The sequence below is a fragment of the Leptobacterium flavescens genome (assembly GCF_010671605.1).
Taxonomy (GTDB): Bacteria; Bacteroidota; Bacteroidia; order Flavobacteriales; family Flavobacteriaceae; genus Leptobacterium; species Leptobacterium flavescens.
Window position 1 is genome coordinate 1 of record NZ_JAABOO010000001.1, and the last position, 24,846, is coordinate 24,846.

The 24,846-nt window shown below is 40.2% G+C and carries 23 protein-coding genes; 8 read left to right on the plus strand and 15 right to left on the minus strand.

The window, feature by feature from the left end; genetic code table 11:
- Positions 1–324 precede the first annotated feature (324 nt).
- The gene (locus GWK08_RS00005; protein WP_163604847.1) at positions 325–1,008 is read right to left on the minus strand and encodes a DUF4294 domain-containing protein; all 684 of its coding nucleotides are present in this window, start codon (positions 1,006–1,008) and stop codon (positions 325–327) included.
- A gap of 103 nt (positions 1,009–1,111) precedes the next feature.
- On the opposite strand from GWK08_RS00005, the gene GWK08_RS00010 reads away from it, so the two are divergent.
- Positions 1,112–2,200, plus strand: coding sequence for a M42 family metallopeptidase (locus GWK08_RS00010; RefSeq protein ID WP_163604848.1), 1,089 nt, complete (start codon positions 1,112–1,114; stop codon positions 2,198–2,200).
- Positions 2,201–2,244: 44 nt separating this feature from the next.
- On the opposite strand, the gene GWK08_RS00015 is transcribed toward GWK08_RS00010, so the two are convergent.
- From GWK08_RS00015 to GWK08_RS00040, 6 genes are all read right to left on the minus strand, one after another.
- Entirely contained in the window at positions 2,245–2,691 is a 447-nt protein-coding gene (locus GWK08_RS00015; RefSeq protein ID WP_163604849.1) for a DUF3293 domain-containing protein, read from the minus strand.
- Complete coding sequence (locus tag GWK08_RS00020; RefSeq protein ID WP_163604850.1) at positions 2,688–3,551, minus strand: hypothetical protein; 864 nt, start codon at positions 3,549–3,551, stop codon at positions 2,688–2,690. The genes GWK08_RS00015 and GWK08_RS00020 overlap by 4 nt, the downstream gene beginning before the upstream one ends.
- 174 nt (positions 3,552–3,725) lie before the next feature.
- A complete protein-coding gene (locus GWK08_RS00025; RefSeq protein WP_163604851.1) occupies positions 3,726–4,637 on the minus strand; it encodes an NAD-binding protein in 912 nt (303 codons plus the stop codon).
- Between the two features lie 311 nt (positions 4,638–4,948).
- Positions 4,949–6,862, minus strand: a complete 1,914-nt coding sequence (acs, locus tag GWK08_RS00030) for an acetate--CoA ligase (RefSeq protein ID WP_163604852.1) — start codon at positions 6,860–6,862, stop codon at positions 4,949–4,951.
- A gap of 12 nt (positions 6,863–6,874) precedes the next feature.
- Entirely contained in the window at positions 6,875–7,825 is a 951-nt protein-coding gene (locus GWK08_RS00035) for a phosphoribosylaminoimidazolesuccinocarboxamide synthase (protein WP_163604853.1), read from the minus strand.
- A 39-nt stretch (positions 7,826–7,864) separates the two neighbouring features.
- On the minus strand, positions 7,865–8,818 hold the full coding sequence (locus tag GWK08_RS00040) for a PhoH family protein (RefSeq protein ID WP_163604854.1): 954 nt from the start codon (positions 8,816–8,818) through the stop codon (positions 7,865–7,867).
- 231 nt (positions 8,819–9,049) lie between these two features.
- On the opposite strand from GWK08_RS00040, the gene GWK08_RS00045 reads away from it, so the two are divergent.
- The 5 genes from GWK08_RS00045 (at position 9,050) to dnaN (ending at position 13,781) form a co-directional block, all read left to right on the plus strand.
- On the plus strand, positions 9,050–9,880 hold the full coding sequence (locus GWK08_RS00045) for an SAM hydrolase/SAM-dependent halogenase family protein (RefSeq protein ID WP_163604855.1): 831 nt from the start codon (positions 9,050–9,052) through the stop codon (positions 9,878–9,880).
- 9 nt (positions 9,881–9,889) lie between these two features.
- Positions 9,890–10,186 carry a putative quinol monooxygenase gene (locus GWK08_RS00050; RefSeq protein WP_163604856.1) on the plus strand — a complete coding sequence of 99 codons (297 nt, stop codon included), beginning with the start codon at positions 9,890–9,892 and terminating at the stop codon, positions 10,184–10,186.
- A 1-nt stretch (position 10,187) separates the two neighbouring features.
- Entirely contained in the window at positions 10,188–10,916 is a 729-nt protein-coding gene (gene gldF / locus GWK08_RS00055; protein ID WP_163604857.1) for a gliding motility-associated ABC transporter permease subunit GldF, read from the plus strand.
- Positions 10,917–12,590, plus strand: a complete 1,674-nt coding sequence (gene gldG / locus GWK08_RS00060) for a gliding motility-associated ABC transporter substrate-binding protein GldG (RefSeq protein ID WP_163604858.1) — start codon at positions 10,917–10,919, stop codon at positions 12,588–12,590.
- A 72-nt stretch (positions 12,591–12,662) separates the two neighbouring features.
- Positions 12,663–13,781, plus strand: coding sequence for a DNA polymerase III subunit beta (gene dnaN, locus GWK08_RS00065; RefSeq protein ID WP_163604859.1), 1,119 nt, complete (start codon positions 12,663–12,665; stop codon positions 13,779–13,781).
- 78 nt (positions 13,782–13,859) lie between these two features.
- Here the strand turns inward: dnaN and GWK08_RS00070 are convergent, their stop codons facing one another.
- Together GWK08_RS00070 and GWK08_RS00075 are read right to left on the minus strand one after the other, a co-directional pair.
- Entirely contained in the window at positions 13,860–14,939 is a 1,080-nt protein-coding gene (locus GWK08_RS00070; protein ID WP_163604860.1) for a glycosyltransferase, read from the minus strand.
- A 147-nt stretch (positions 14,940–15,086) separates the two neighbouring features.
- Positions 15,087–15,422 carry a DUF4870 domain-containing protein gene (locus tag GWK08_RS00075; protein WP_163604861.1) on the minus strand — a complete coding sequence of 112 codons (336 nt, stop codon included), beginning with the start codon at positions 15,420–15,422 and terminating at the stop codon, positions 15,087–15,089.
- Between the two features lie 99 nt (positions 15,423–15,521).
- Between GWK08_RS00075 and mnmE the strand changes: the two genes are divergently transcribed.
- The gene (mnmE, locus tag GWK08_RS00080) at positions 15,522–16,952 is read left to right on the plus strand and encodes a tRNA uridine-5-carboxymethylaminomethyl(34) synthesis GTPase MnmE (RefSeq protein WP_163604862.1); all 1,431 of its coding nucleotides are present in this window, start codon (positions 15,522–15,524) and stop codon (positions 16,950–16,952) included.
- Positions 16,953–17,378: 426 nt separating this feature from the next.
- On the opposite strand, the gene GWK08_RS00085 is transcribed toward mnmE, so the two are convergent.
- The 4 genes from GWK08_RS00085 to GWK08_RS00100 form a co-directional block, all read right to left on the minus strand.
- Complete coding sequence (locus GWK08_RS00085) at positions 17,379–17,795, minus strand: nuclear transport factor 2 family protein (RefSeq protein WP_163604863.1); 417 nt, start codon at positions 17,793–17,795, stop codon at positions 17,379–17,381.
- 307 nt (positions 17,796–18,102) lie between these two features.
- Entirely contained in the window at positions 18,103–19,761 is a 1,659-nt protein-coding gene (locus tag GWK08_RS00090; protein ID WP_163604864.1) for a helix-turn-helix domain-containing protein, read from the minus strand.
- Positions 19,762–19,774: 13 nt separating this feature from the next.
- Positions 19,775–20,890 carry a ligand-binding sensor domain-containing protein gene (locus GWK08_RS00095; protein ID WP_163604865.1) on the minus strand — a complete coding sequence of 372 codons (1,116 nt, stop codon included), beginning with the start codon at positions 20,888–20,890 and terminating at the stop codon, positions 19,775–19,777.
- A 229-nt stretch (positions 20,891–21,119) separates the two neighbouring features.
- Positions 21,120–21,743 carry a hypothetical protein gene (locus GWK08_RS00100; RefSeq protein WP_163604866.1) on the minus strand — a complete coding sequence of 208 codons (624 nt, stop codon included), beginning with the start codon at positions 21,741–21,743 and terminating at the stop codon, positions 21,120–21,122.
- Between the two features lie 149 nt (positions 21,744–21,892).
- On the opposite strand from GWK08_RS00100, the gene GWK08_RS00105 reads away from it, so the two are divergent.
- Entirely contained in the window at positions 21,893–22,465 is a 573-nt protein-coding gene (locus GWK08_RS00105; RefSeq protein ID WP_163604867.1) for a pentapeptide repeat-containing protein, read from the plus strand.
- A gap of 1 nt (position 22,466) precedes the next feature.
- Here the strand turns inward: GWK08_RS00105 and GWK08_RS00110 are convergent, their stop codons facing one another.
- Both GWK08_RS00110 and GWK08_RS00115 read right to left on the minus strand, forming a co-directional pair.
- On the minus strand, positions 22,467–24,377 hold the full coding sequence (locus tag GWK08_RS00110) for a heavy metal translocating P-type ATPase (protein WP_163604868.1): 1,911 nt from the start codon (positions 24,375–24,377) through the stop codon (positions 22,467–22,469).
- 57 nt (positions 24,378–24,434) lie between these two features.
- Positions 24,435–24,845, minus strand: coding sequence for a Fur family transcriptional regulator (locus tag GWK08_RS00115; protein WP_163604869.1), 411 nt, complete (start codon positions 24,843–24,845; stop codon positions 24,435–24,437).
- Position 24,846: the final 1 nt, after the last annotated feature.

The window sequence follows — 24,846 nt, forward strand, 5'->3', positions numbered from 1 at the left end:
TTAAAATCAACAATCAAAAAAATCAATACCCTAAACTCTCTTAGAATGACTCTGCTTAAAATTTTTAACCGTTAGATAAAGTCGCCTCTATCTAACTGTGCTGTTAACATTATGTCAATGAACTCTTAGTTTTCTATTCTCTAAACTTCCTCTCGAAAGCGGGTGCAAATATATAAACTCTTTTCTCTTCCCTCAAAATCTTTTTACGCTTTTTTTTGAGTTTTTTTTGAAGCGAAAATTAACCCGCTGATTTATAAAAAAATACTAATTGAATTTTTTTTCAAAAAGGACAACTAATGTAGTTATTTTTGACTTTCTGTGCAACTAATTTTTATCAACAGTTCTGGAAGACCACTTATTTGATAATGTCACATAATCAAAATCTAAAGCAGATACCTGTTTTTCGAGTCGGTCAACAGCAAATGCTCTTTGTAGAATATCTTCAATTAAATAATCTTCTTCCACCGATTCGGGATGGTATTCCCTCTTTAAAGAGATCTTAAAAGCTTTGGCTGTAGTGTTGTACCAGAAGGCACGCCAACCGCTCCTGAGTTCCTTTACCAATTTGAAAGCCGTTTTTCCGGTTTGCCTGTGAATGAGTTTTACAAGGATCTGACCTTCGGTACGTGTGAGTTTTTTAAGTTCGGCAGAAAATTCTTCTTCAATATATTTCTGGATGATCCGGGTATATTTTTTACGCCTGGATTTCTTTTCTATTTTTTCAAGCCTGTTGTTCAGTTCCGTAAGGCGTTCGGCCGCAAGCTTGGCATAAGGATATACCTTTAGTGTCTTCCTCTTTAGAATATAGTACTTGAGCCGCTCTTCCCTGGACTCGAATTTAAGTCGATCAAAAATAATCACCTCGTCCAGATCTATGGAAGTCCGGACAACAGAATCCCCTTTTATAATAATATAGTCGTACTCAAGAGAATCTTTAGATTTCTTGTTCTCCTGTGCACTTAAGGAAAATGCCATCAATATTATTACAAAAAAGCTTAATTTTTTCATCCGGTGTAAAATCTGATTTTACTGATTCAAAAATAACAATTATCATAGTGTTAACTATTAAATCTATGTGAATATTGCTATTTTAGCTGACAAAATTTTGAAAATGGCCAAAAAGAAAATTCTAAACAAAAAATCCATCGATTTCCTGGAGAAATACCTCAACAATGCAGCCCCGACCGGCTATGAATGGGAAGGACAGAAGATCTGGATGGAATACTTAAAACCCTATGTAGACACCTTTATAACCGATACTTACGGTACCGCCGTGGGAGTTATCAATCCCGAAGCAGAATACAAAGTTGTCATAGAAGGCCATTCTGATGAGATTTCCTGGTATGTTAATTATATAACCGACAACGGTCTGCTTTATGTGATACGGAACGGGGGAAGCGACCATCAGATAGCTCCTTCCAAATGGGTGAATATACATACCAAAAACGGAATTGTTAAAGGGGTATTCGGATGGCCCGCCATTCATACCAGGACTGCGGGGAAGGAAGAACCCCCGAAACTGGATAATATCTTTATAGATATAGGTGCCAAGGATAAGGAAGAAGTGGAGAAAATGGGAGTACATGTCGGATGTGTGATCACCTATCCCGATACTTTTCACGTGCTTAACAAAGATAAATTTGTCTGCAGGGCTATTGATAACAGGGCCGGTGGATTTATGATCGCGGAAGTAGCCCGTTTACTTCACGAAAATAAGGTGGAGCTTCCTTTCGGACTTTATGTTACCAATTCGGTACAGGAGGAGATCGGTTTAAGGGGTGCGGAAATGATCACTCAAACCATCAAACCCAATGTAGCTATCGTAACCGATGTATGTCACGATACTACCACTCCAATGATCAATAAGAAAAAGCAGGGAGAAACTAAAATCGGGGATGGTCCGGTTATTTCATATGCGCCTGCCGTACAGAATAAATTACGCGAACTCATTATCGATACTGCAGAAGAGAAGAAGATCCCTTTCCAGAGAATGGCTTCTTCCAGGTTTACCGGTACTGATACCGATGCCTTTGCATACAGTAACGGAGGTGTAGCTTCTGCTCTTATTTCCCTACCGCTGCGTTATATGCATACCACGGTGGAGACCGTTCATAAAGATGATGTTGAAAATGTGATCAGGTTGATCTACGAAACACTGCTCAAAATAAAAGCAGGAGATACTTTTAGTTATTTCGAATAAAACACAAAAAACCCCTGACGCTTGTCAGGGGTTTTTTATTTATTTCATTTCCTGTTCACCAGCCAGATAATCTCCGGCCTGGTTGTTTTAGTTCCGAAAACAATGGCATTTTGCTCCAGGCGTTTCCCGATATCCATTGCTCTTTCCCTGGAAATATTTCCTATAAACAAGCTTTTCTCCGCTTCCCAGTTATCATCGGCGGGAACTCCTTTTGCTTCAAAGACCCTGTATTCTTTCTTATCCAAAGCCGTAATGAAATTCAGATGCCTGTTTTCATTCTCTTTGTTGCTCAGCTCTCTCGAATAAGGATTGAAAGCCGATATAACCGACCAGGAATCAATATTCTCCTCTTCCAGAAACCGTAGAAATTCGGCATGACGCTCCCCTATCTTCAGTTTATAGACCTGTGATAAAGCCTTAACCTCATAGGTTGTCTCTTTATATGCCTTTTCCAGAAAAGCATAGGATTCTGCGGTAAGGTCCCGGCTCATGGATTCAGAATTAACAGGTTCTCTACTTCCGGCGACCAGTTATCCAGGTTTTTACCTTTTACTTCATTTCCATCCACATACAATTCAACCCCACTGATCTCGCTGGGCAGGATCCCTACCTTCTGATCTGCAAACGGCCTGTTCTGCGGTGGTACCCAACCGGGTTCGCTTTGCTTTAAAATGGCCCCGTTCGCTTTTCTCAGGTGCCTTCCGTAATTTACCCAGCAATTCTGCCCCCGGGTCTCTGTGGTAATAGCTGCTACTGCCAGAGGTGAGAACATCTTGGAATGTTCGAACCAGGCTCTGTCTTCTCCCAGCGGCCCGAAACCAAAACCTTTCATGGCATGACCAAAGATATCGTGGATGATCCTGAACATATCATTGATAAGCAGTTCCTCTCCTTTAACTTTTAAACCTGTTCCCTGTAGCATGGGATTGTCTTTATAAACAGTTCCTTCTCCGAAGGCTATTGTTGTCTTAAAAAAGTAAAGGTGGTGCCTGTCGAAGATATCCTTCAACATTTCCTTACTGTTTTTATAGGGTTCATGGTTCCCCTCGTAGGGCTCAATATCTATTTTTATTTCCCTTCGCACGTATTCGTACTGCTGGATCACTTCCTGTACCAGCTGATCATATGCTGCTTTTGTAAAGTAATCGTACGGAGAGTGTTCCATACTTTCGAATGCATCAGCAATAAATTTTCCTCTTTCCTCATTCATCCTCGATCTGTACTGGATAGGGTTTTCATCTATTCCGTAAATGGCTTTATACTTTTTTGATTCTGCATCCAGCAAAGGGCAGTTAATACCAAAAATATACTTCTTATAACAAAAATTAATAAGCTCTTTTAGATCTTTCATTTGTTTTGAATTTTGTTTTGTTAATGTTGAAGAAAGTAAAGTAATACGTTGTCAAAATGGCTTTACTTTCGTATAATAAAAGTTAAAATAATTCGCTCAAAGTCCGAGCGATTACTAACATATACGAACATTCCCAAAACCTGGTTTTGTTAAATCTTTCCTAATTAAATCCCTTTATATATGAGGGTTTTCGCCGAATATGCCGATCCAGTCCTGAACGATCTCTTCCGCCAGGTATGAAGGAAACGGATGTAGCTTTTTAGGAAGCTTATCATTGTAAAGAAGTATGTCTGCAACCGTGTTATGTGCGTAGAAAACAGGGTCCAGATATTTCATCAGGGTAGGTTTGTCGACAAAGAAGTTTATAGGGTATTTTTGACACATTACTTCTTCGGTATCGAAGGCATTTCCGAATTCGTCTTCTCCTCCCATATTAGCCAGATATTTTCCTTTAAAGGCACTGGCATCGTAATTGGCAGAAACCACATCTTTAATTCCGGTTGCGGTTGCTATGGCGAAAGAATTCCTCGCCTCCGATTCTATCGTAGCTTTTTCATCGGCCTGTATGGCTTTAAAACCGGCCTCTTTTGCCTGCTCAATAAAAGCGGGGTTCTTATCCACTACCACAATTTTATCCGTATAGGGTTTAAGCGCGTGGGCCATTCCCCTGCCTACCTTACCGTAGCCGAATATGAGGAATTGTTTGTTTTCGATCTCCTCTTTGCTCAATATCTTAAACGCCCGTACAAAAGCCTCTCCGGTTCCGAGTACACCTTCAAGGTTTTTAACCACACTACTGTCGACAGATATCACTGGATATTCCAGCTCGGATTCCCCGTATTTCAGGGTACCGGTCCTGGTGATCTCCGATACGCCTAACCGGGCTTTAGCCTTGCCGAAAAGCTCTCCGGCACAATCCATCAGGATATCGTATTCTTCGGTAAAATTGTGATCGAGCTGAATGTTCACTCCTGCTTCTTCCAGGATCTGTATCGCTCTCGGATCGGGATCCATAAAAGAAGGTGAAGTTACCGTAAGTTCGGCTCCGCCCAATAGTAAAACCTCTACTTTAAGTAGGGTTTCCATAGTTAGAGGGGTATTGTGAAGAATTTTAACCCCTTTGTAGGGTTTGCTCTTTGTAACCCTTTCTCTCTGTTTGATTAAAAATGGCAATTCAGATCTATCGTAAAATTCATAGACCTTGTCAAATGCTTTTAAGTTCATAGCTGATGATGTGTTAGAATGTTATTCTTAATTATGGTCGAAGAATTTGACCAAAAATTCATTTTTTAACACATATAATTTTCTTATCCTCAAATAAATAATACTTATCATTAGGATATTCGCAAAAAAAAGCCCTCATAAAAGAGAGCTTATCAGTATCATTTAAATGATTCTCAATCTTTTATAACATGGGTCATGATATGCTCCACCACTTCCGGGTTCAGCAGGGTTGAAGTATCTCCCAGATTAGAGGTATCTCCCGAAGCGATCTTTCTCAGAATACGCCTCATGATCTTACCCGAACGGGTCTTTGGCAAGCCCGGAACGAATTGTATCTTATTCAGTTTGGCTATAGGGCCAATCTTATCGGATATTTCCTGATTGATCTCTTTGCGGAGATTATCCCTGTCTCTCCCCTCCCCGGTTTCTTTTAGTATTACATAACCGTAAAGGGCATTTCCTTTAATATCGTGTGGAAAACCAACAATAGCCGATTCCGCCACCGCAGGATGCTCGTTAATGGCATCTTCAATAGGGGCTGTACCCAGGTTATGACCCGAAACGATAATTACATCGTCAACCCTTCCGGTGATCCTGTAGTATCCGACTTCATCCCTGAGCGCACCGTCTCCGGTAAAATAATTCCCCGGGAAAGCCGTAAAATAGGTTTCCTTATATCGCTGGTGATCGCCCCAGATCGTTCTTGCCATAGAAGGCCATGGGAATTTTATACAAAGCCTTCCTTCCGCCTGATTGCCTATGATCTCTTTTCCGGTCTCATCCATCAGTCCTGGCTGTATACCGGGTAATGGCAAAGTAGCATAGGTGGGCTTGGTTGGTGTTACATACGGAATGGGCGAGATCATGATCCCTCCTGTTTCCGTTTGCCACCAGGTATCTACAATAGGATTCTTTTTCTTTCCAACATGATCGTTGTACCAGTGCCAGGCTTCTTCATTAATGGGTTCTCCCACCGTACCAAGTACTTTTAAGGAGGACAGGTCATAGTTTTCAACAAAGTCCAGGTTCTCCTTTGCCAAAGCCCTTATCGCTGTAGGAGCCGTATAAAACTGATGTATTTTGTGTTTTTGTACCACCTCCCAGAAACGCCCGAAATCGGGATAGGAAGGAACTCCTTCAAACATTACTGTTGTTGCCCCATTGGCAAGGGGGCCATAGATTATATAGCTATGTCCGGTAATCCATCCTATGTCTGCAGTACACCAGTAGATGTCTTCCTCCTGGTACTGAAAAATATTTTTAAAGGTAAAAGAAGAATACACCATATAGCCCGCAGTGGTATGCAACATTCCCTTAGGTTTTCCGGTAGAACCGGAAGTATACAGAATGAACAGAGGATCTTCGGCATCCATGGTTTCAGCTTCACAACTGTCTGCTGCTTCATCCAGCAGGGGTTGCAGCCAGTGATCCCTGTTCTCTTTCAGCTCTATATCCGAATTAATTCGTTTTGCTACTAGCACATTCTCCACACAACTGCATTGCTCCAGGGCTTCATCTACGATCCCTTTTAGGTCGATGGTTTTGCCACCTCTGAAAGCTCCGTCTGAGGTAATGACCATTTTACATTCCGAATCGTTTATACGGGTGGCAAGTGCTGTGGCCGAAAAGCCGGCAAATACCACAGAATGTATAGCTCCGATACGAGCACATGCGAGAACGGCATAGGCCAACTCGGGGATCATAGGTAAATAAATGCATACCCTGTCTCCCTTACCAATGCCCTTACTCTTCAGAACATTGGCAAAGCGGTTAACCTGGTGGTAAAGTTCTTTATAAGTGATCTGTTTTGCTGCCTCATTAGGATCGTTAGGCTCCCAGAGGATAGCGGTCTTCTCCCCTCTTTCTGCAAGGTGCCGGTCGATGCAGTTTTCGGTAATATTGAGTTTGGCATTCAGGAACCACTTTACCTGTGCTTCATGAAGATCGTATTCCAGTACTTTATCCCATTTCTTCCTCCAGACAAAATTCTCTTCAGCTATATCTTCCCAGAACTTTTCGGGTTGATCTACAGACTCTCTGTAGGCTTTAAAATACTCTTCCAGACTATCGATCTTATACCAACTCATGAATAGCGATTTTTAATTATTTAGATATTGTCTGACATTTGCATCGATCCTTTCCAAAATATCTGAGGTATCTGCTTTTTTGAAGTCTTCTCCGGTAATATTCTCGTATAATTCAATGTAACGATCCGAAACGGAATTGACATATTCATCACTCATAAAAGGTATTTCCTGGCCTTCCAGTCCCTGAAAACCATTTTCTATAAGCCATCTGCGTACAAATTCTTTGGATAATTGCTTTTGAGGTTCTCCTTTTTCCTGACGCTCCTGATATCCTTCGCTGTAGAAATAACGGGAGGAATCCGGAGTATGGATCTCATCTATCAATACGATCCTTCCGTCCCTGGTCTTTCCGAATTCATATTTGGTATCTACCAGGATCAGGCCTCTTTCTGCAGCCAGTTCGGTACCTCTTTCAAAGAGTGCCCTTGTATATTTTTCGAGCTGGATATAATCTTCTTCGAAGACAATTCCCTTTGCCAGGATATCTTCCCGGGAAATATCTTCATCGTGATCTCCTTTTTCCGCCTTGGTGGCAGGAGTAATTATAGGTTCCGGGAATTTATCGTTTTCCTTCATTCCTTCCGGCATCGGAACCCCGCAGAGTAGCCTTCTACCGGCCTTGTATTCCCTGGCTGCATGACCGGACATATATCCTCTGATCACCATTTCCACCTTAAAAGGTTCACACAGGTGCCCTACCGCCACATTAGGATCGGGAGTAGCTATCAGCCAGTTGGGAACAATATCTTCGGTAGCTTCCATCATTTTGGTAGCTATCTGATTCAGGATCTGCCCCTTGTAGGGAATTCCCTTAGGCATAACTACATCAAAGGCCGAAAGCCTGTCTGTAGCTATCATTATTAAAAGATCGTCATTAATCGTATATACTTCTCTGACCTTTCCCCTGTATACATCTTTTTGTCCCGGGAAATGAAAATCGGTCGACGTGATTGCGTTACTCATTTTTAAAATTCAATAATTATTGAAATCTGATTGGAAAGTTTAGTTATCGTGTTCTATTTTTTTATAGGCATCTATAATAGATTTAACCAGTCTGTGTCTGATCACATCCTTATCATCCAGGTAAACTACACCTATGCCTTTAATATCCTTAAGTACAAGGAGTGCTTCTTTAAGACCGGAAATCACCCTTCTGGGCAGATCTATTTGTCCCGGATCGCCGGTAATGATAAACTTGGCGTTTTTTCCCATCCTGGTGAGGAACATTTTCATCTGGGCATGGGTAGTATTCTGAGCCTCATCTAAGATCACAAAGGCATTGTCCAAAGTCCTTCCCCTCATAAAAGCCATAGGAGCTATCTGGATGGTGCCATTCTCGATATAATTCTGAAGTTTTTCACTCGGGATCATATCCCTCAGTGCATCGTATAAGGGTTGCATATACGGATCCAGTTTTTCCTTGAGATCTCCGGGTAAGAAACCGAGGTTCTCTCCGGCTTCAACCGCCGGACGGGTTAAAATGATCCGTTTTACCTGTTTTTCCTTTAAGGCTTTTACAGCCAGAGCTACTCCCGTATAGGTTTTCCCCGTACCTGCAGGACCTATGGCAAAGACCATATCGTTCTTCTTCATCAACTCCACCAGTTTTCGCTGGTTGACCGTCTGTGCCTTGATATGTTTTCCGTTTACCCCGTGCAGCAGAACCTCTCCGCTCTCTGCTGTGGTGGCATACTCTGCTTCACTATCGCTGGTGAGTATCCGTTCTATGATGTTCTCGTCGAGTTTATTATACTTTCCGAAGTGAGTGATCAGCATGTCGAGGCGGCGATCAAACTCCTCCAGGAGGATCTCTTCTCCAAAAGCGGTAATCTTATTTCCTCTTGCGACAATTTTTAATTTGGGGAAGTATTTTTTAAGAAGTTGGATATTGGTATTTTGCTGTCCGAAAAATTCTCTCGGGCTAATCTCATTAAGTTCAACTATAAGTTCATTCAAAAGCTAATCGATTAAGTTATTTATCTCTTTTTACACTATTTAGGTCATCCTGTTTTTAACGGTTTTGCCTGGCATATTCACCTCACTGCACATCCTTCAGGAGCTAACTTCAAAAAATTTTATTCGCGTTTAAAAACTGCTTCCGTACCCGAATAAATTTTTACGTAAGTTTGCATAACAAACATACACAAAAAACACTCTTTAAATTTAAAAAAATATCAACAGATTTCAATGGCCATAATTACATTAACTACAGACTTTGGTGAAAAAGATCACTTTGTAGGAGCCATTAAAGGAGCTATTTATGGTGAACTGGAAGATGTAAGGATTGTTGATATCTCTCATAACGTTAGTCCTTTTAACATAACCGAGGCGGCATATATCATTCAAAACGCTTATAACAGCTTCCCGAAAGGCAGTATTCATATTATCGGGATCGATGCCGAACTCAACCCTGAGAATCGTCATATTGCATTAAAACTGGACGGGCATTATTTTATTTGTGCCGATAATGGGATCATGTGTATGATCACCTCCGAGTTTATTCCGGAGAAGGTAGTAGAGATCAATATCCACAATAAGATCGAGACCAGTTTTCCGGTACTTGACATCTTTGTAAAAGTAGCCGCTCATATCAGTCGCGGAGGTACGCTGGAAATTGTCGGGAAACCCATCGATGACATAAAACGTCTTACGGGTATTAAACCGGTGATCAACAATGAAGAGAATCAGATTATCGGGAGCGTGCTTTATATAGACAATTACGGAAATGTGGTGACCAATATAACCCGTAAGCTTTTCGAGACCATCGGAAAAGGACGTCCCTATGAGATCGAGGCCCGGAATTACAAATTCAAGAATATTTACGAGCGTTACAGCGATGCCATCAACTTTAACATAGAAAAAAACAAACGGGAGGAAGACGGAAAAAAACTGGCCATTTTTAATTCTGCAGATTACCTGGAACTGGCCATCTATAAGAGTAACCCTTTAACCGTGGGCGGTGCCAACAGCCTTTTCGGTTTGGATTTCAGGGATACGGTTACCGTAAATTTTAAATAAAGAACAGGAATGTTAGTAAGAATTGTAAAACTGACTTTTCAGGAAAATAAAGTTGAGGATTTCCTCGCTAATTTTAACAAAAACAAAGAACGGATACGAAATTTTGATGGGTGTCGTTTTTTAGAATTATACAGGGACAAGGAAAAACCCTCTGTTTTTTTCACATATAGTTATTGGGAAAGTGAGAATGACCTGGAAAATTACAGGCATTCCGAACTCTTTAAAAGTGTATGGAAAACAACAAAAGCCTGGTTTGCCGATAAGCCCGTTGCCTGGAGTGTTGATAAAATAGTAAGTCTGGAATAATATGTTTGCCATCCTTAAAAAAGAAATTAACAGTTTTTTTTCCTCAGCCATAGGATACCTGGTCATTGCCGTTTTCTTAATTTTTAACGGTCTTTTTCTGTGGATCTTTCCCGGCGAATTTAATGTGTTTGATTTTGGTGTTGCCGATCTTTCATCTTTCTTTCTCCTGGCCCCGTGGATACTCATTTTCCTGATCCCGGCCATTACAATGAAAAGTTTTTCAGATGAAAAAAAGATGGGAACCCTGGAACTCTTACTTACCAAACCGCTGGGGCACTGGCAGATCGTAGGAGGGAAATATCTGGGAGCTCTTATTCTTGTTTTCCTGGCACTTATTCCAACCATCCTGTATGTATTTACCGTGTATAAACTGGGCAATCCCGAAGGAAATATGGATATGGGAAGTACCATAGGTTCATATTTCGGTTTGTTTTTCCTGATATCTGCTTATTCTTCCGTAGGGGTATTTGCCTCTACTCTTTCTGAAAACCAGATTGTGGCATTTATTGCCGCCGTGCTTATTTGCTTTCTTCTTTACTACGGTTTTGAAGGGATCTCGGGCCTTTCATTTTTCGGGGACATCGACCTGTGGATCGCCAATCTGGGAATGAAAGCTCATTTCGACAGCATCGGACGAGGGGTGATCGATACACGGGACCTTATATATTTTATTTCGGTCTCCTTATTCTTTTTGTACCTCACGGTCTTTCAACTTAAAAAGAACGCATAAATGAAGAAGGGCACACTCATACAACAGCTGTTCACGATAATCATCGTCCTGATATTGATCAACGTTCTGGGGTCTTATGCATATCACAGGTTCGACCTGACCCAGGACAAAAGATATACCTTATCCGAAACGACCAAAGACATTATTTCCAGAGTAGATTCTCCTGTGATCATTGATGTTCTGCTGGAAGGAGATTTTCCCGCCGAATTTAAAAAGCTTCAGCTGGAGGTCCGGCAATTGCTGGAGGAATTCGCTTCCTACAACAGGAATATAAAATTCAGTTTTGTCAATCCGCTGGAAGACGAGAATCAGGCAGATCAGGTTATTGCACAACTTGGTAATCTGGGTTTAAAGCCGGCAAATATTACGGTTGAAGAAGGCGGAAAGGTTTCTCAGGAGATCGTATTCCCCTGGGCCATGGCTAATCTCGGAGATAACACGGTTAGAGTGCCTTTGTTAAAAAACAAACTCGGAACCAGCAGCGAACAACGAGTAAATAATTCGATCCAGCAACTGGAATACGCATTTGCAGATGCCCTGACCAAACTTACGATCCGGGAGAAAAAATCGGTAGCCGTCATTAAAGGGAACGGAGAGCTCAGCGATATCTATATCACCGATTTTATACGCTCGTTACAGGAGTATTATAATGTAGCACCTTTTACACTTGATTCCGTTGCCGGAAATCCGCAGGGTACACTGGATGCTATTAAAAATTACGACCTCGCTATCGTGGCCAAACCCACCGAAGCCTTTTCCGATGAGGAAAAATATATCATGGACCAGTATGTGATGAACGGGGGGAAATCGATGTGGCTCATAGATCAGGTAGCTATAGAGCTGGACAGCCTGTACAACGAAAGAGGAAGGTCTCTCGCATTTCCGATAGATCTGAACCTGAACGATATGTTCTTTAAATACGGACTAAGGATCAATCCGGTATTGGTAAACGATCTTTATTTTACCCAGATCGTACTGGCACAGGGAGAAGGGAACGAATCTCAATACAATCCGGTACCCTGGGTGTATAATCCTATGGTGTTTTCTGCTAATGATCATCCTATCAACAACAATATTGAAGCTTTGAGGTTTCAGTTCAGTAATGCCATCGATACCCTGTCTGTTAAAGGGGTAAAAAAATCTGTGCTTCTCACCTCCTCTCCTCTTTCCAAAACAGTGGGAACGCCTTCGGAAATAAGCCTTGATATCATAACCAAGGCTCCTGATCAGGAAAGTTATAAAGATGGTTTTAAGCCGTTGGCCGTTTTACTGGAAGGTAATTTTACCTCTGTTTTTAAGAACAGGGTAAAACCGGCAAAACTTTCCGGCGTAAAAGATGATGGAGAAAATTCTAAAATGATCGTAATTGCCGATGGCGATCTTATTAAAAACCAGATAAGACAGGGACAGCCTCTGGAGCTGGGTTATGACAAATGGACCAATAGCTTTTACGGGAATAAGGAGTTCCTGATGAATTCGGTAAACTATCTGCTGGACGATAACGGACTTATAAACATACGCTCCAAGGAAGTTTCCATTCCCTTTCTGGATCAGAAAAAAGTGGTTGCGCAAAAATCGACATGGCAATTGCTGAATACCGGTCTTCCCTTACTAATTTTAGGTCTTTTTGCATGGGGATTCAATTTCATAAGAAAAAAGAAATTCCGTGCATAAATGTTAATAAGTTATTTTCCAAAAGAACTTCAATTAAAATATATTTGTAGTATTCGTAAATAATTCTGTTAAATGAAATTTATAGTATCCAGTTCATACTTATTAAAACAACTGCAAATCCTGGGTGGAGTTATTAATAATAGTAACACTTTACCCATATTAGATAATTTTCTTTTTGAGCTTAGTCCGGGTAAATTAAATGTTTCCGCTTCCGACTTAGAAACCACCATGAGTGCGGTTCTGGATGTGGATACGGATTCTGACGGAAGTATTGCTGTTCCGGCAAGGCTTCTGCTCGATACGCTGAAGACATTTCCGGAGCAACCGCTCACCTTTGTTGTAGAAGATAACAATACCATAGAAATAAGTTCTAATCACGGGAAATACGCACTGGCCTATGCCGATGGAGCCGAATTCCCGAAAGCAGTGGAATTATCAGACCCGAGTTCAACCTCGATGATCGGAGATGTACTCGCTACCGCTATCGGCAAAACCATTTTTGCAACAGGAAATGACGATCTGAGACCTGTGATGAGCGGGGTATTCTTCCAGTTCTCTCAGGAAGGACTCACTTTTGTTTCTACGGATGCACACAAACTGGTAAAATATCAGAGAAATGATCTTGAGGCATCCCAGGTTGCAGAATTTATTATGCCTAAAAAGCCACTTAACCTTTTAAAAGGTATCCTGGCAGGCAGTGAGACCGAAGTTACGATCGAGTATAACGAAAGTAATGCCAAATTCTCTTTTGAGAATACGGAGCTTATATGCCGCCTGATAGACGGGAAGTACCCGAACTACGAAGCGGTGATCCCTAAAGAAAATCCAAATAAGTTAAGTATAGACCGCACACAGTTCCTTAATTCGGTAAGACGTGTGAGCATATTTTCCAACAAGACAACGCACCAGATACGTTTAAAGATTGCAGGTGCCGAGCTGAATATCTCTGCAGAGGATATCGATTACAGCAATAAGGCCGAAGAGCGTCTGAGCTGCGATTATCAGGGAGATGATATGCAGATCGGATTTAATTCCCGTTTCCTTACGGAGATGCTGAACAATCTTAATTCTGATGAAGTTTCCCTGGAAATGAGTTTACCAAACAGAGCAGGTATCCTGATGCCTGTTGACGGACTGGATGAAGGAGAACAGATTACCATGCTGGTAATGCCGGTGATGCTCAATAACTAATATACGATCTATTTTTAAGTGTTAAAGTACATTATATTGTACACCCTGAAAAAAGCCGCTGATCCAAAGCGGTTTTTTTTATGAGCCTAAGAGATAATTCTTTAAACGAAAGAATGGATTGATCAGCCTGAATAAAAGAAGGTACAGCTGTTGCCTGTTAAATACCCAGGTGATGCTTCCGTATACAAAACGATTATAACCTTCGGCCGGAAATGCATCTAAGGGATATGCATTGATCTTTTTCATTCTTTCAAAAGCATTTTTTACCTCTGTTATTGTCATTTCCGATTTTAAAATACGGACCAGCATAAAAAAGACAAAGGCCTGCTTTCTCTCAATAAGTTTTTCCCTGCATTTGTCACTGATCTCCGGATGATCCCTCAGAGCTTCATGTAATTTTAACGCTGTAAATTCAAAATCCTCTATCAGTTTTATATAACGCCGGGGATTTGTATTATTCATGATGGAACCCGGCCGCACAAAATAGCGATGTGCATCCATGGGAATAAAGGCAGTCCTCTCTGCCTTAAGCAATATCTGAGTAGTGAATATGGTATCATCCAGGCTCGTATTCTTAAAGAACTTTATCCCCGTTTCCATTAAAAAATCCTTTCGCACCACATACCACCAGATCTCATTCCTGAAATCTATGGTCTCGATAAACCTCTGTCCGTTCACCACTTCCAGAGAATTTAAGCAGACCTTCCCCGTATCGGAAGAATAATCAGTACCCGAAGAGGTTACTTTTGATTTAAATCCGAGGATATCGAGTTCATACCGGTCCAGGGAGTTAAGGATATACCCGAGAACTCCGGGAAGCAGATAATCATCTCCGTCAATAAAGTAAATATACTCTCCCGAAGCAAATTCCAGGCCTCTGTTACGGGCCTCAGCCACGCCGGCATTGGATTGATTGTGAATTTGAATATGAGAGTGTTTCTGAAGATAATTGTTTACCAGGCAGGGCCCGCTATCGGTAGAGCCGTCATTAATGATAACGATCTCATAATCTTCCTCGGGAATATTCTGGTTCAGTAGGCTATCCAGGCATCTGGAAATATATTCTTCCAGGTTATAAAGGGGGATAACAATACTTAGTTTCTTATGTGCTGTATCAATCAATAAGTTGGTAATGGTTAGGTTGTTTATTAATTTCAATATAAGAGACTTATCCGTTATTACGAAATTTCCCTCCAATTATTGTATTTACGTTTAATTCAGGGCAAATGGTTCTTTTTGATCAAAAGTCAATAAAAAAGCCACCCTTTCGGATGGCCTGAAAACTTACCGTTTTTCTATCTAAGTTTAAAAGATTTTAATGGATAGCGGGTAGTACGGTGATTCGCCATTACTCGCTTTAATTGCATTGATAATAGGGAATATAAAACAGATGATCCCTATCAGAATGAGTCCGAGTATCCCCAAACCGAACAAAAAGATAAGCGGGATACAGACGATCGCATAAATAAACATGCTGATCTGAAAATTAATGATCGATTTTCCATGCTCGTCCATCTGATGTATCCTGTCTTTCTGCGTTAACCAGAGGATAAGCGGTACAATAAACCCACCCAGTACAGTTATTACATCCAGTAACTGAGTTAAATGTGTTATTACTAAAAGTTGTTTATCCTGTCTCATGATTTTTGATTGATTAATTACAGTATATTAGACGCAATTTCGAAAGCTTTGTTACACTGCTTGCAACTTTAATGTATTTTTGCACAAAATTGAGTTTGAATGATCGTTGAAGACAATATAGTAGCATTGGCAACACCGTCGGGAGCAGGTGCTATTGCCGTAGTGAGAATTTCAGGAAATGATGCTATTTCCCTGGCCGCTCCTTTTTTTAAATCGGTTAGGAATAAGGACCTGGAAAAGCAAAAGAGCCATACTATTCACCTGGGGCATATTGTAGAAGGAGAAAGAACCCTGGACGAGGTACTGGTATCTGTCTTTAAAGCTCCCAATTCCTATACAGGTGAAAATGTGGTGGAGATCTCCTGCCATGGTTCCAGTTATATTCAACAGGAGATCATTCAGTTATTCCTCAGGAACGGATGCCGTACAGCTAATCCCGGAGAATTTACACTTCGCGCCTTCCTGAATGGTAAAATAGACCTGAGTCAGGCAGAAGCCGTTGCCGATCTTATTGCTTCAGATAATGAAGCATCCCATCAGCTGGCTATGCAGCAAATGAGAGGCGGTTTTAGTAACGAAATCAAACATCTGAGAGATGAACTGCTGAACTTTGCATCACTGATAGAACTGGAACTGGATTTTTCGGAGGAAGATGTGGAATTTGCAGATCGCAGCCAGTTTAAAGATCTTCTGAATCGTATACAGCATATCCTGAAAAGACTGATCGATTCTTTTGCCGTGGGAAATGTTATCAAGAACGGAATTCCCGTGGCTATTGTCGGGGAGCCTAATGTTGGGAAGTCTACCCTACTCAATGCACTTTTGAATGAGGAACGCGCCATCGTATCGGATATAGCCGGAACCACCAGGGATGCTATAGAAGATGAGATCAATATAGGAGGGATAGGTTTCCGTTTTATAGATACCGCCGGAATACGGGATACCACAGATGTGGTGGAAAGCATAGGGATTAAGAAAACTTTTGAAAAGATAGAACAGGCACAGGTAGTTATTTATCTGTTTGATGCTTCCTCAGTTGCCGGAGATACTGAAAAACAGCAGGCAGCTCTTGTGGAGATCAAAAAGCTTCAGAATAAATTCCCTCAGAAGCCCATCCTGATCATTGCCAATAAAACCGATAAGCTGGATCAGGCCCAATCGGAAGGTATGCAGGAGGTTTTTGGTACGATCGCAAGCGATGGAGAAACTTCCAGGCATCACTTCCTGATGCTGTCGGCCAAACAAAATACGGGAGTGGAAGAACTAAAAGCTCAACTACTGGATTTTGTCAATACCGGAGCACTAAGAAATAACGAAACCATCGTAACCAATGCCAGACATTACGATTCCCTGCTAAAAGCACTTGAGGAGATCGAAAAAGTACAATTCGGACTCGACTCAGGCCTTTCAGGCGATCTGTTAGCCATAGATATCCGGCAGGCACTCTACCATTTTGGAGAGATCACCGGAGAGATCAGTACCGACGATTTGCTGGGGAATATCTTTGCTAATTTTTGTATAGGGAAGTAGATCCCGATAGCTATCGGGATTAGTACTGAGTACAGAGTATTGAGTAGTGAGAGGTTGTTAGTTGTTAGTTGTTAGTTGAAGATACATTTTCAATATCCATCATTCAACGTTTCTACTCCTTCCTGTCTTTGCGAGCATACGCGAAGCAAACTGCTTGTCATGATTGTTGGTCTCGATAGCTATTGGGGTTAGTGTTGAGTAGTGAGAGAGCGGTCACCCTGCCTGCCAACAGGTAGGTTCGAGTATCTCGACTTGCGCTCGATACCGGCTCGTCGAGAAGTAAATTGACGCGATAACGTACATGGCTGCCGTTAGGCAAGTTCAGTGCCAGCTGGTAAAACAAGAATTCATGAAAATATTTAAAAAAGAATTCCTCGAAGGGTAAAGCCTCGAGGAATTCTTTTGATTAAAATACCTTTAATCGTTTTAGGGATTGCGCTTTGCAGTAAAAGCCTTTTGAATTATCTTCCATGACCCTTCATACTTTAATAAAAGAAGAAAATCCGTATATGTTACCTGATTAGGTATCACAATTTCAATTCTTGCCATGGCAGCATTAGTATCGTAATCTATTTGAGTTATACGTGCAGTTGCACCTTCTCTGGGCCTGGCATTTTTTATAAAGTTTTTACCTGTAATTACACGTAGTTTATCACCACCATTTCTGGTATCTGTAAAATGTAAATTAGAGTCGGGGTAAAATGCTTCTTTTAATAGCTCGCTCTTGCCTTTTGTAAACCCTTCAATATAGGTATTAAGAGTTTCTGTAATTTGTTCTTTTTCTGATTGACCCGATACTGTAAAGCCAATTAAAAAAAAGATTGTTAATACTGTAAGTTTCATGTTAATTTTTTAAATATTCATAACCGTTTTTAATAAGGGCCAAATTATATATTAACTTCTTAATCATTCCATAATTCAATGCCTTTAACAATTAATTATAATTAGGTCTTAAAATTATGTTATTTGATGTATTTTGTTCTATTTACACATTAATCGCACTTTTTGTGTCGGAAAATAGGTAATTTAGTATTGAATATAGAGTATTGAGAAGTGAGAGAACTGTCACTTCGAGCATCTCGACTACACTCGATACAGGCTCGTCGAGAAGTACGATATACGATTTTGGATTGACGATTGTTAAGTAGTTTTAGCTTGAGACTTTCTTCAGTTGTTTTAAGAAGAAAGAAGGATATATTCCTGCATATTTATGAAAGGCCTTAGAAAAAGATTCTCCACTGTTAAAGCCAACTTCCTGGGCAATACCTTTAATAGAATACAATCTTAATTGTGAGTTGATCTTTAATTGTTTTATAGCATATTCAATTCTTAGATCATTGATATAATTACTGAAATTTTTTTGCTTATGAAAATTAATGACTTTAGACAAATAATTGGAATTTGTATCGAGTTTTTTAGATAAGCTACCCAGAGTTATTGTGCTATCCAGGAATCCTTTTTTGTTCTCAAATTCCGCTAAACCATCTCTAATCTCAACAATCACCTCCGGAGAAATCCCTTTGATACCCTGTGAAGTTCCTACTCTTTCTTTTGCTCGATCAGAATTATCATTAAAAACTTCTGCAAAGCGTCTTTTATAGGATTTTTGTTTTTGAGCATAGTAATAGAGTACTCCTCCTAATAAAAGGGTAAACCCTCCCAGAATACCCAGGCCCAGTTTGGATTGATTCTTTTCGTCCTTAAGTTTTGATATGATATTTTCTTTCTCGGAAATAAGTTGAGGAATATCGTATTCTTTGATAATATTTTTATTTATGTAAATTTCATTTGAGTGCAGAATGCTATCTAAACCCATTAATTGTTTTATATACTTTAACTGTAACTCCAATTCATTATTTTTTTTGTAGTAATTAATGAGCATTTCGTACGCCTTTCTTATTTTAGGAAGAACATCATTGTTTTCTGTAAATACTTTATCTACATTTTCCAAACTGGCTATCATCTGTTCAGTATCACCTGTTTTCTCGTAAATAAGCGACATGTAAAAATATGCTACCGCCAAATTCGGTTTATCATCAAACTCTATTAATTTTGGAATAACCTGACCAATACTATCCAGGGCTTTAGTGTGTTTTTCTAAATAAAAATCTGTAATACCTTGATTAAGCTTAAAATGATTTATCTTAATTTCATTAAGATATTCTTTTGACTTCGCTGAGCCAAGCCGATTATAATAGGCTGCAGAGTCTAAAATTTTCAATTCATTATATAAAATTGCTATGGAAAAAATGGCTTCAAGTTCATCTGCATTAGGTACTGGATTTTCCTTACTATATTGATAATTTTCTCTAAGAAGCTCTAAAGCTTCCTCATATTCTCCCATTCTTGTTTTTAAAATACCTATGTGGTAGTTTGTTTTAAATAAGAATGACGGATTGTAATAATCTTTAGCATAATTTTGAGCAATAATAATATTATCAAGAGCCTTCTGAAAAGCTCTTATATTATAATAATGTATTCCTTTATTAATATATGATGCGGCGGGATAATATTTGTCCGGGTTATCTTTTGTTAATTGAATCACGCTATCTGAATATTTTAAAACCCTATCATCCTCATAGATATATGATTTTAAATAATAACCTGTTCGTAGATATCTAGTATCACCTTTTCTTCTTGAATTTTCAATTATCGCATCAATATAAATTTCCTTTTTATGGAGTTCATTCGAGTTCTCATATTTTTCAAAGAGATAATCAACGGATTTTGTTTTAAGAGAATCTAATCGGGATTGACCGGAAACTTTTCCTAAATATAGAATCGCCAATAAAATTAATACACTCCTCATTTCAAAGTCCTATTTAGTATGTTCGCTCAAAAGAAGTTCCGTTAAACTTATATACCCCACTTGGGTTTGCTCCACCGAACCACAGTTCTCCTTGTTTGCTTCTGTAAATTGTCCAGATCTGTTTACTTGGGAGTCCGTCCTTTTCGGTAAAATTTGTTAGAGAGTTGCCGTCATATCTCCACACACCGGATTTGACCGTTCCAAACCAAATATTCCCTGAAGCATCCTCTCCTACAGAAAAGACCCTTTCCAGAGAATTGCCGTTGGTGTCTTCTTTTTTCAGTTTTTGCTGTGCTGTAAAATAGATGATCTTTTCTCCATCGTATTTAAAAACGCCAATCCCGTTATTGGCAATCCAAAGATTTCCTTTGCTATCTTCCATTATACCACGGATATGCAGCAAACCCGTTTCTTTATTTAACCCGAGGTATTCATTATCAATGATCGTGAAGTCGGAACCGTCATATCTGATAGCCGCTCCGTAAGTTCCAAACCAAACGGAGCCGTTCTTACTTCTGACGAAAGGTGTTGTAATAGAATAGTAATTCTCCTCTCCTTCTTTTAACGTAATAGGAAATGTACGATATGAGAATTCTTTCCCGTCATATTGAAATACTCCAGGATGCCCTTCAAGCTCATTGTGACCGTTTATTTTATCTCCCTTAAACCAGAGATCTCCATCACCTATTTTCCAATCGTCTTTTGAATTGTAATTTCTTTCTGTGTGAGTAGATATTTTTTGCCCGTCATAACTGCTCAAGCCTCTCCCGGCTTCAAACCAGATCACACCGTCTTTAGCTTCATAGATCGATCGGACCTGTTTGTCACTAAGTCCGTTTTCTTTATCGTAATAAGTGATTGCTCCATCATTGATGGAAGCAGCACCTTCCTGATGACTTCCAAACCAGATATTACCCTTACTATCCTCTAAAATTGAGCGAATTCCACTGGTGAATTTTAATAATTGTGTAGAGTCGACTTGCTTCTTTACCGGTTGAATCTTATCCTCAACCTGTACGGTCAGGGTCTCCTGACTCGTATTACTTTTAGTATTACAGGAACTTATTAGTATAGCCAGAAATGTGAAGAAACGAATTAACCGGTGTTGATTATTTGGTTTTATTGTCATCTTGCGTGCTTGTTTCCAGACGCAATTTACTTATATCCGGAATCATTTCCTTCTTATTTAACCTATTTAAACATTTCAATTAGCAATGAGCAAATTCTAAATTTCACCTCTCGACTGCGCTCGAGATGACAAATCAAATAATCACTTAGGTGCTCCAAAGTGAACGAAGGAGTACCAAATTCCAGGTTTCAAGCTAATAACTAAAAGTTAATGGCTAATGGCTAAAAACCTATTCCTTATCAAGCTCTTCCAATACCTGTTCGTACTTTTCGATCCAGGTATAGATACGTCCGCCTATATTCAGGATAGGAGTATTTACAGAATCCAGCGCAGATTCCGGCTTTGCCAGTATTCTCTCCAGCTGCTTTTGGATCTCAGGGTTTTCCTTAAGTTTATGAGATGTAAAAATGTAGTTGGCAGCTGTAAGTTTGCCCACAATACTGTCGCAGCTGGCGCAATTGTTGGTTACATAAACAACAATTGGTTTCCTGGGCTTTATTTTTTTAGGAGGGACTTTTATCAGGGTAAAAGGCCGCTTCAAAGCCCTTTTTGAAAGACTGTCATTTATTTCAAGCTGATATTTATAGGAAGGTGTTTTCCCTCTCAGCAAAAATATATTCTTTATCAGTACCTTGGAGGTGGCGGGTACCCGTACAAATCTGGGCTTTGCCTGACTCTGCTTGATATTTGATCCGGTAATAACCAGCTTTACGTCATAATCCGTGTAACTTTCATTAAAGGCGTAAAAAGAAACTTTATTCGCTTTTTTTTCTTCAACAATACGGATGGGTTTTTCCTGCGCCTGTATTTTAAAAGCCAGGAAACAAAGAATAAGAAGTAGTTTTTTAAGCATATTTTTCGATTAAGTTTATTTGAGGATGTAAAAATACGTAAAATCCTACTAAGCGCATATAGAAAGCTTGTTTTTATAGGATCGCAATAAATGTCAAATACAAAAGAAAAATTCTGTTTAATATTGTTCCCGGAACTAAAACACAGACCATGAGCGATGTATTTATAGCAGACGAAGAATTTAACGGGATCAATTTTTTGGAAACACCGTTAAAAAAAGGAGATTACGACAATTGTATTTTTGAGAATTGTATTTTTTCACAAACCGATCTGTCCCATATCAACTTTATCAACTGCGAATTCAAGGATTGCGACCTCAGTAATTCGCCTATAAAAGATACCGCTTTCAGAGAGGTTGAATTCTACAATTGCAAGCTGCTGGGGCTTCGCTTTGAAGATTGTAACAAGATGCTTTTAGCTGTTAAGTTTAACGATTGTATCCTTAATATGGCTTCCTTTTATCAAATTAACTTAAAGAATACACCTTTTAAAAACTGTAGTTTACAGGATACCGATTTTACGGAAGCCAATCTTACGGGAGTCTTATTCGACAACTGCAATATGGAAAGAACTCTCTTCGAAAATACCGTTTTGGAAAAAGCTGACCTTCGTACCTCTTATAATTACACTCTGGACCCGGATATCAATCTTTTAAAGAAGACCCGTTTTTCCAAAGAAGGGATCATAGGTTTGTTAGGAAAATATGATATTCTTATTGACTGATCTATCCGATATACATCTTCTGTAAACGCACAGCATTAAGGATTGCCAGCAAGGCCACACCTACATCAGCAAATACCGCTTCCCACATGGTAGCAAGTCCGCCGGCTCCCAGAATCAGAACAATAAGTTTAATACCAAAAGCCAGGCCGATATTCTGCCATACGATATTCCGGGTAGATCTTCCTATGGTCATAGCTTTTGCGATCTTTGCCGGCTGTCCGTTCTGAAGGATCACATCGGCAGTCTCTATTGCCACATCGCTTCCCAGGTCCCCCATTGCAATTCCGATATCACTGACGGCCAAAACCGGTGCATCATTAATTCCATCACCTATAAATGCAACCACCCTGGAGCTGTCTTTTTTAATATCTTCAACATGCCTTAATTTGTCTTCCGGCATTAATCCGCCTATCGCACCTTCCAGGCCTAGCTCTTCTCCTACCCTTGTAGTAATAGCCTGTTTATCTCCCGACAACATAACTACTTCTTTGATCCCGGCTTTCCGGATATCGCGGATCCCTTCTTTTATATTGTCTTTCAATTCATCGGCTACAACAATATAACCGGCAAAATTATTCTCCACAGCAGCAAAAACTACCGTCTCTACAATAGCTTTGGTCGCTTCGGGAAGGGAAATACTATAACTCTCCATCAAAGCCCTGTTTCCCAGAAGTACTTCCTTTCCGTTAACCTGTCCCTTCAAACCTTTCCCTGCAATCTCAGAGACTCCCGTGGCCTCATAAATAGCTTCCTTAGTTTTATATTCAAGCAAAGCTTTGGCTATGGGGTGAGTGGATTGCTCCTCTATAGCCAGGACATATCGCATCAGTTCATCCTCTGTCATAGAAGTTGTTTGTATCTCCTTTATCTTAAAAACACCTTTTGTGATGGTTCCTGTCTTATCCAGCACCAGGGTATTTACTTTGGTGATCTTATCCAGAAAAGATGCTCCTTTAAACAGAAGTCCGTTTGCCGAAGCTGCTCCCAATCCACCGAAATATCCAAGAGGTATGGAAATAACCAGGGCACAGGGACAGGAAATAACCAGGAAGATAAGTGCCCTGTAAAACCACTGCTGAAAATTATAGTCCTCCACAAAGAAATACGGAAGGAATGTCAGGCCAATGGCGAGAAAAGTAACCACCGGGGTATAGATCCTCGCAAATTTCCTGATAAAAAGTTCGGTTTTGGACTTACGGGTTGTGGCGTGCTGTACCATATTAAGTATCCTGGCAATGGAACTGTCTTTGTATTCCCTGACAACCTCTAATTGGATTACCGCATCCAGGTTTATACTCCCCGCATAAACTTTTTCTGCCTGTTTTACCGTGTCGGGTTTACTTTCACCTGTTATAGCTGCCGTGTTCAGTACAGCTTTTTCCGATAAGAGTACACTGTCCAGAGGGATCTTTTCTCCAACCCTTACCTGTATCTTCTCTCCCACCAGAACGGTTTCAGGATGTACAGTTTGGTAATCTCCATCCCTGAGAACAGAAGCCGTCCTCGATTGCAGATCAAGTAGAGCAGTAATATTGCTTTTAGCCTTTTTGACAGCTGCGGATTGAAATAATTCTCCAACTGCATAAAAAAGCATCACCGCCACTCCTTCGGGGTATTCACCAAGGATAAAAGCTCCGATAGTAGCAATACTCATGAGGAAAAACTCTGTAAAGACATCCCCCTTCAGGATAAGTTTTAAACCCTGTTTAACTACCGGGAGACCTACGGGTATATAAGCCAGGCTATACCAGCCTAAACGCAGCCATCCTTCAAACCAGGTGAAGCTACCTGAATAATCTATGACAATTCCGATAAGCAGCATTATAAAACTGATTATCGCCGGGAAATAGGGCTTCAGATTAAAGCTGCTACTTCCTCTTTCTCCCGAATGATCATGCGTAAGTGAACCCATCTAATACTTTTTCTTCGAAATTAGCCGAAAATGAGATGCAACAGAAGTGCATTCTTTTTAGCTGCATTTCTCACAGACTCCTTTCACTACCAGATTGACATTTTCTGCCGAATAACCTGCCGGAAGGCTTATCTGCGGGATCTTATGATCGGTCAGACAAGTGGTTTCATTACAAGTGTTACAGTGAAAATGAAGATGAAGATCATTTTCTATCTCGCAATTACATTCCAGTGCGCAAACAGCGTATTTATTTACACCGGAGCCGTCATCGATCTGATGTACAATTCCCTTGTCTTCAAAAGTTTTTAATGTCCTGAACAAAGTGGTCCTGTCCGATCTGTCAAATTTGTTTTCCAGGTCCTTCAGGCTGAGTGCAACCCGCTTTTCCGACAGGAATTTATAGATCAGTAATCGCATAGTAGTGGGGCGTACCCCTCTTTCTTCCAGTATTTCTTCTATTTCTTCCATA

What these genes read in the sequence shown, in the direction of transcription:
- GWK08_RS00005 (WP_163604847.1), bottom strand. Translation starts at nt 1,008, where the DNA reads ATGAAAAAATTAAGCTTTTTTGTAATAATATTGATGGCATTTTCCTTA.
- GWK08_RS00010 (WP_163604848.1), top strand. Translation starts at nt 1,112, where the DNA reads ATGGCCAAAAAGAAAATTCTAAACAAAAAATCCATCGATTTCCTGGAG.
- GWK08_RS00015 (WP_163604849.1), bottom strand. Translation starts at nt 2,691, where the DNA reads ATGAGCCGGGACCTTACCGCAGAATCCTATGCTTTTCTGGAAAAGGCA.
- GWK08_RS00020 (WP_163604850.1), bottom strand. Translation starts at nt 3,551, where the DNA reads ATGAAAGATCTAAAAGAGCTTATTAATTTTTGTTATAAGAAGTATATT.
- GWK08_RS00025 (WP_163604851.1), bottom strand. Translation starts at nt 4,637, where the DNA reads ATGGAAACCCTACTTAAAGTAGAGGTTTTACTATTGGGCGGAGCCGAA.
- acs (WP_163604852.1), bottom strand. Translation starts at nt 6,862, where the DNA reads ATGAGTTGGTATAAGATCGATAGTCTGGAAGAGTATTTTAAAGCCTAC.
- GWK08_RS00035 (WP_163604853.1), bottom strand. Translation starts at nt 7,825, where the DNA reads ATGAGTAACGCAATCACGTCGACCGATTTTCATTTCCCGGGACAAAAA.
- GWK08_RS00045 (WP_163604855.1), top strand. Translation starts at nt 9,050, where the DNA reads ATGGCCATAATTACATTAACTACAGACTTTGGTGAAAAAGATCACTTT.
- GWK08_RS00050 (WP_163604856.1), top strand. Translation starts at nt 9,890, where the DNA reads ATGTTAGTAAGAATTGTAAAACTGACTTTTCAGGAAAATAAAGTTGAG.
- gldF (WP_163604857.1), top strand. Translation starts at nt 10,188, where the DNA reads ATGTTTGCCATCCTTAAAAAAGAAATTAACAGTTTTTTTTCCTCAGCC.
- gldG (WP_163604858.1), top strand. Translation starts at nt 10,917, where the DNA reads ATGAAGAAGGGCACACTCATACAACAGCTGTTCACGATAATCATCGTC.
- dnaN (WP_163604859.1), top strand. Translation starts at nt 12,663, where the DNA reads ATGAAATTTATAGTATCCAGTTCATACTTATTAAAACAACTGCAAATC.
- GWK08_RS00075 (WP_163604861.1), bottom strand. Translation starts at nt 15,422, where the DNA reads ATGAGACAGGATAAACAACTTTTAGTAATAACACATTTAACTCAGTTA.
- mnmE (WP_163604862.1), top strand. Translation starts at nt 15,522, where the DNA reads ATGATCGTTGAAGACAATATAGTAGCATTGGCAACACCGTCGGGAGCA.
- GWK08_RS00085 (WP_163604863.1), bottom strand. Translation starts at nt 17,795, where the DNA reads ATGAAACTTACAGTATTAACAATCTTTTTTTTAATTGGCTTTACAGTA.
- GWK08_RS00090 (WP_163604864.1), bottom strand. Translation starts at nt 19,761, where the DNA reads ATGAGGAGTGTATTAATTTTATTGGCGATTCTATATTTAGGAAAAGTT.
- GWK08_RS00095 (WP_163604865.1), bottom strand. Translation starts at nt 20,890, where the DNA reads ATGACAATAAAACCAAATAATCAACACCGGTTAATTCGTTTCTTCACA.
- GWK08_RS00100 (WP_163604866.1), bottom strand. Translation starts at nt 21,743, where the DNA reads ATGCTTAAAAAACTACTTCTTATTCTTTGTTTCCTGGCTTTTAAAATA.
- GWK08_RS00105 (WP_163604867.1), top strand. Translation starts at nt 21,893, where the DNA reads ATGAGCGATGTATTTATAGCAGACGAAGAATTTAACGGGATCAATTTT.
- GWK08_RS00110 (WP_163604868.1), bottom strand. Translation starts at nt 24,377, where the DNA reads ATGGGTTCACTTACGCATGATCATTCGGGAGAAAGAGGAAGTAGCAGC.
- GWK08_RS00115 (WP_163604869.1), bottom strand. Translation starts at nt 24,845, where the DNA reads ATGGAAGAAATAGAAGAAATACTGGAAGAAAGAGGGGTACGCCCCACT.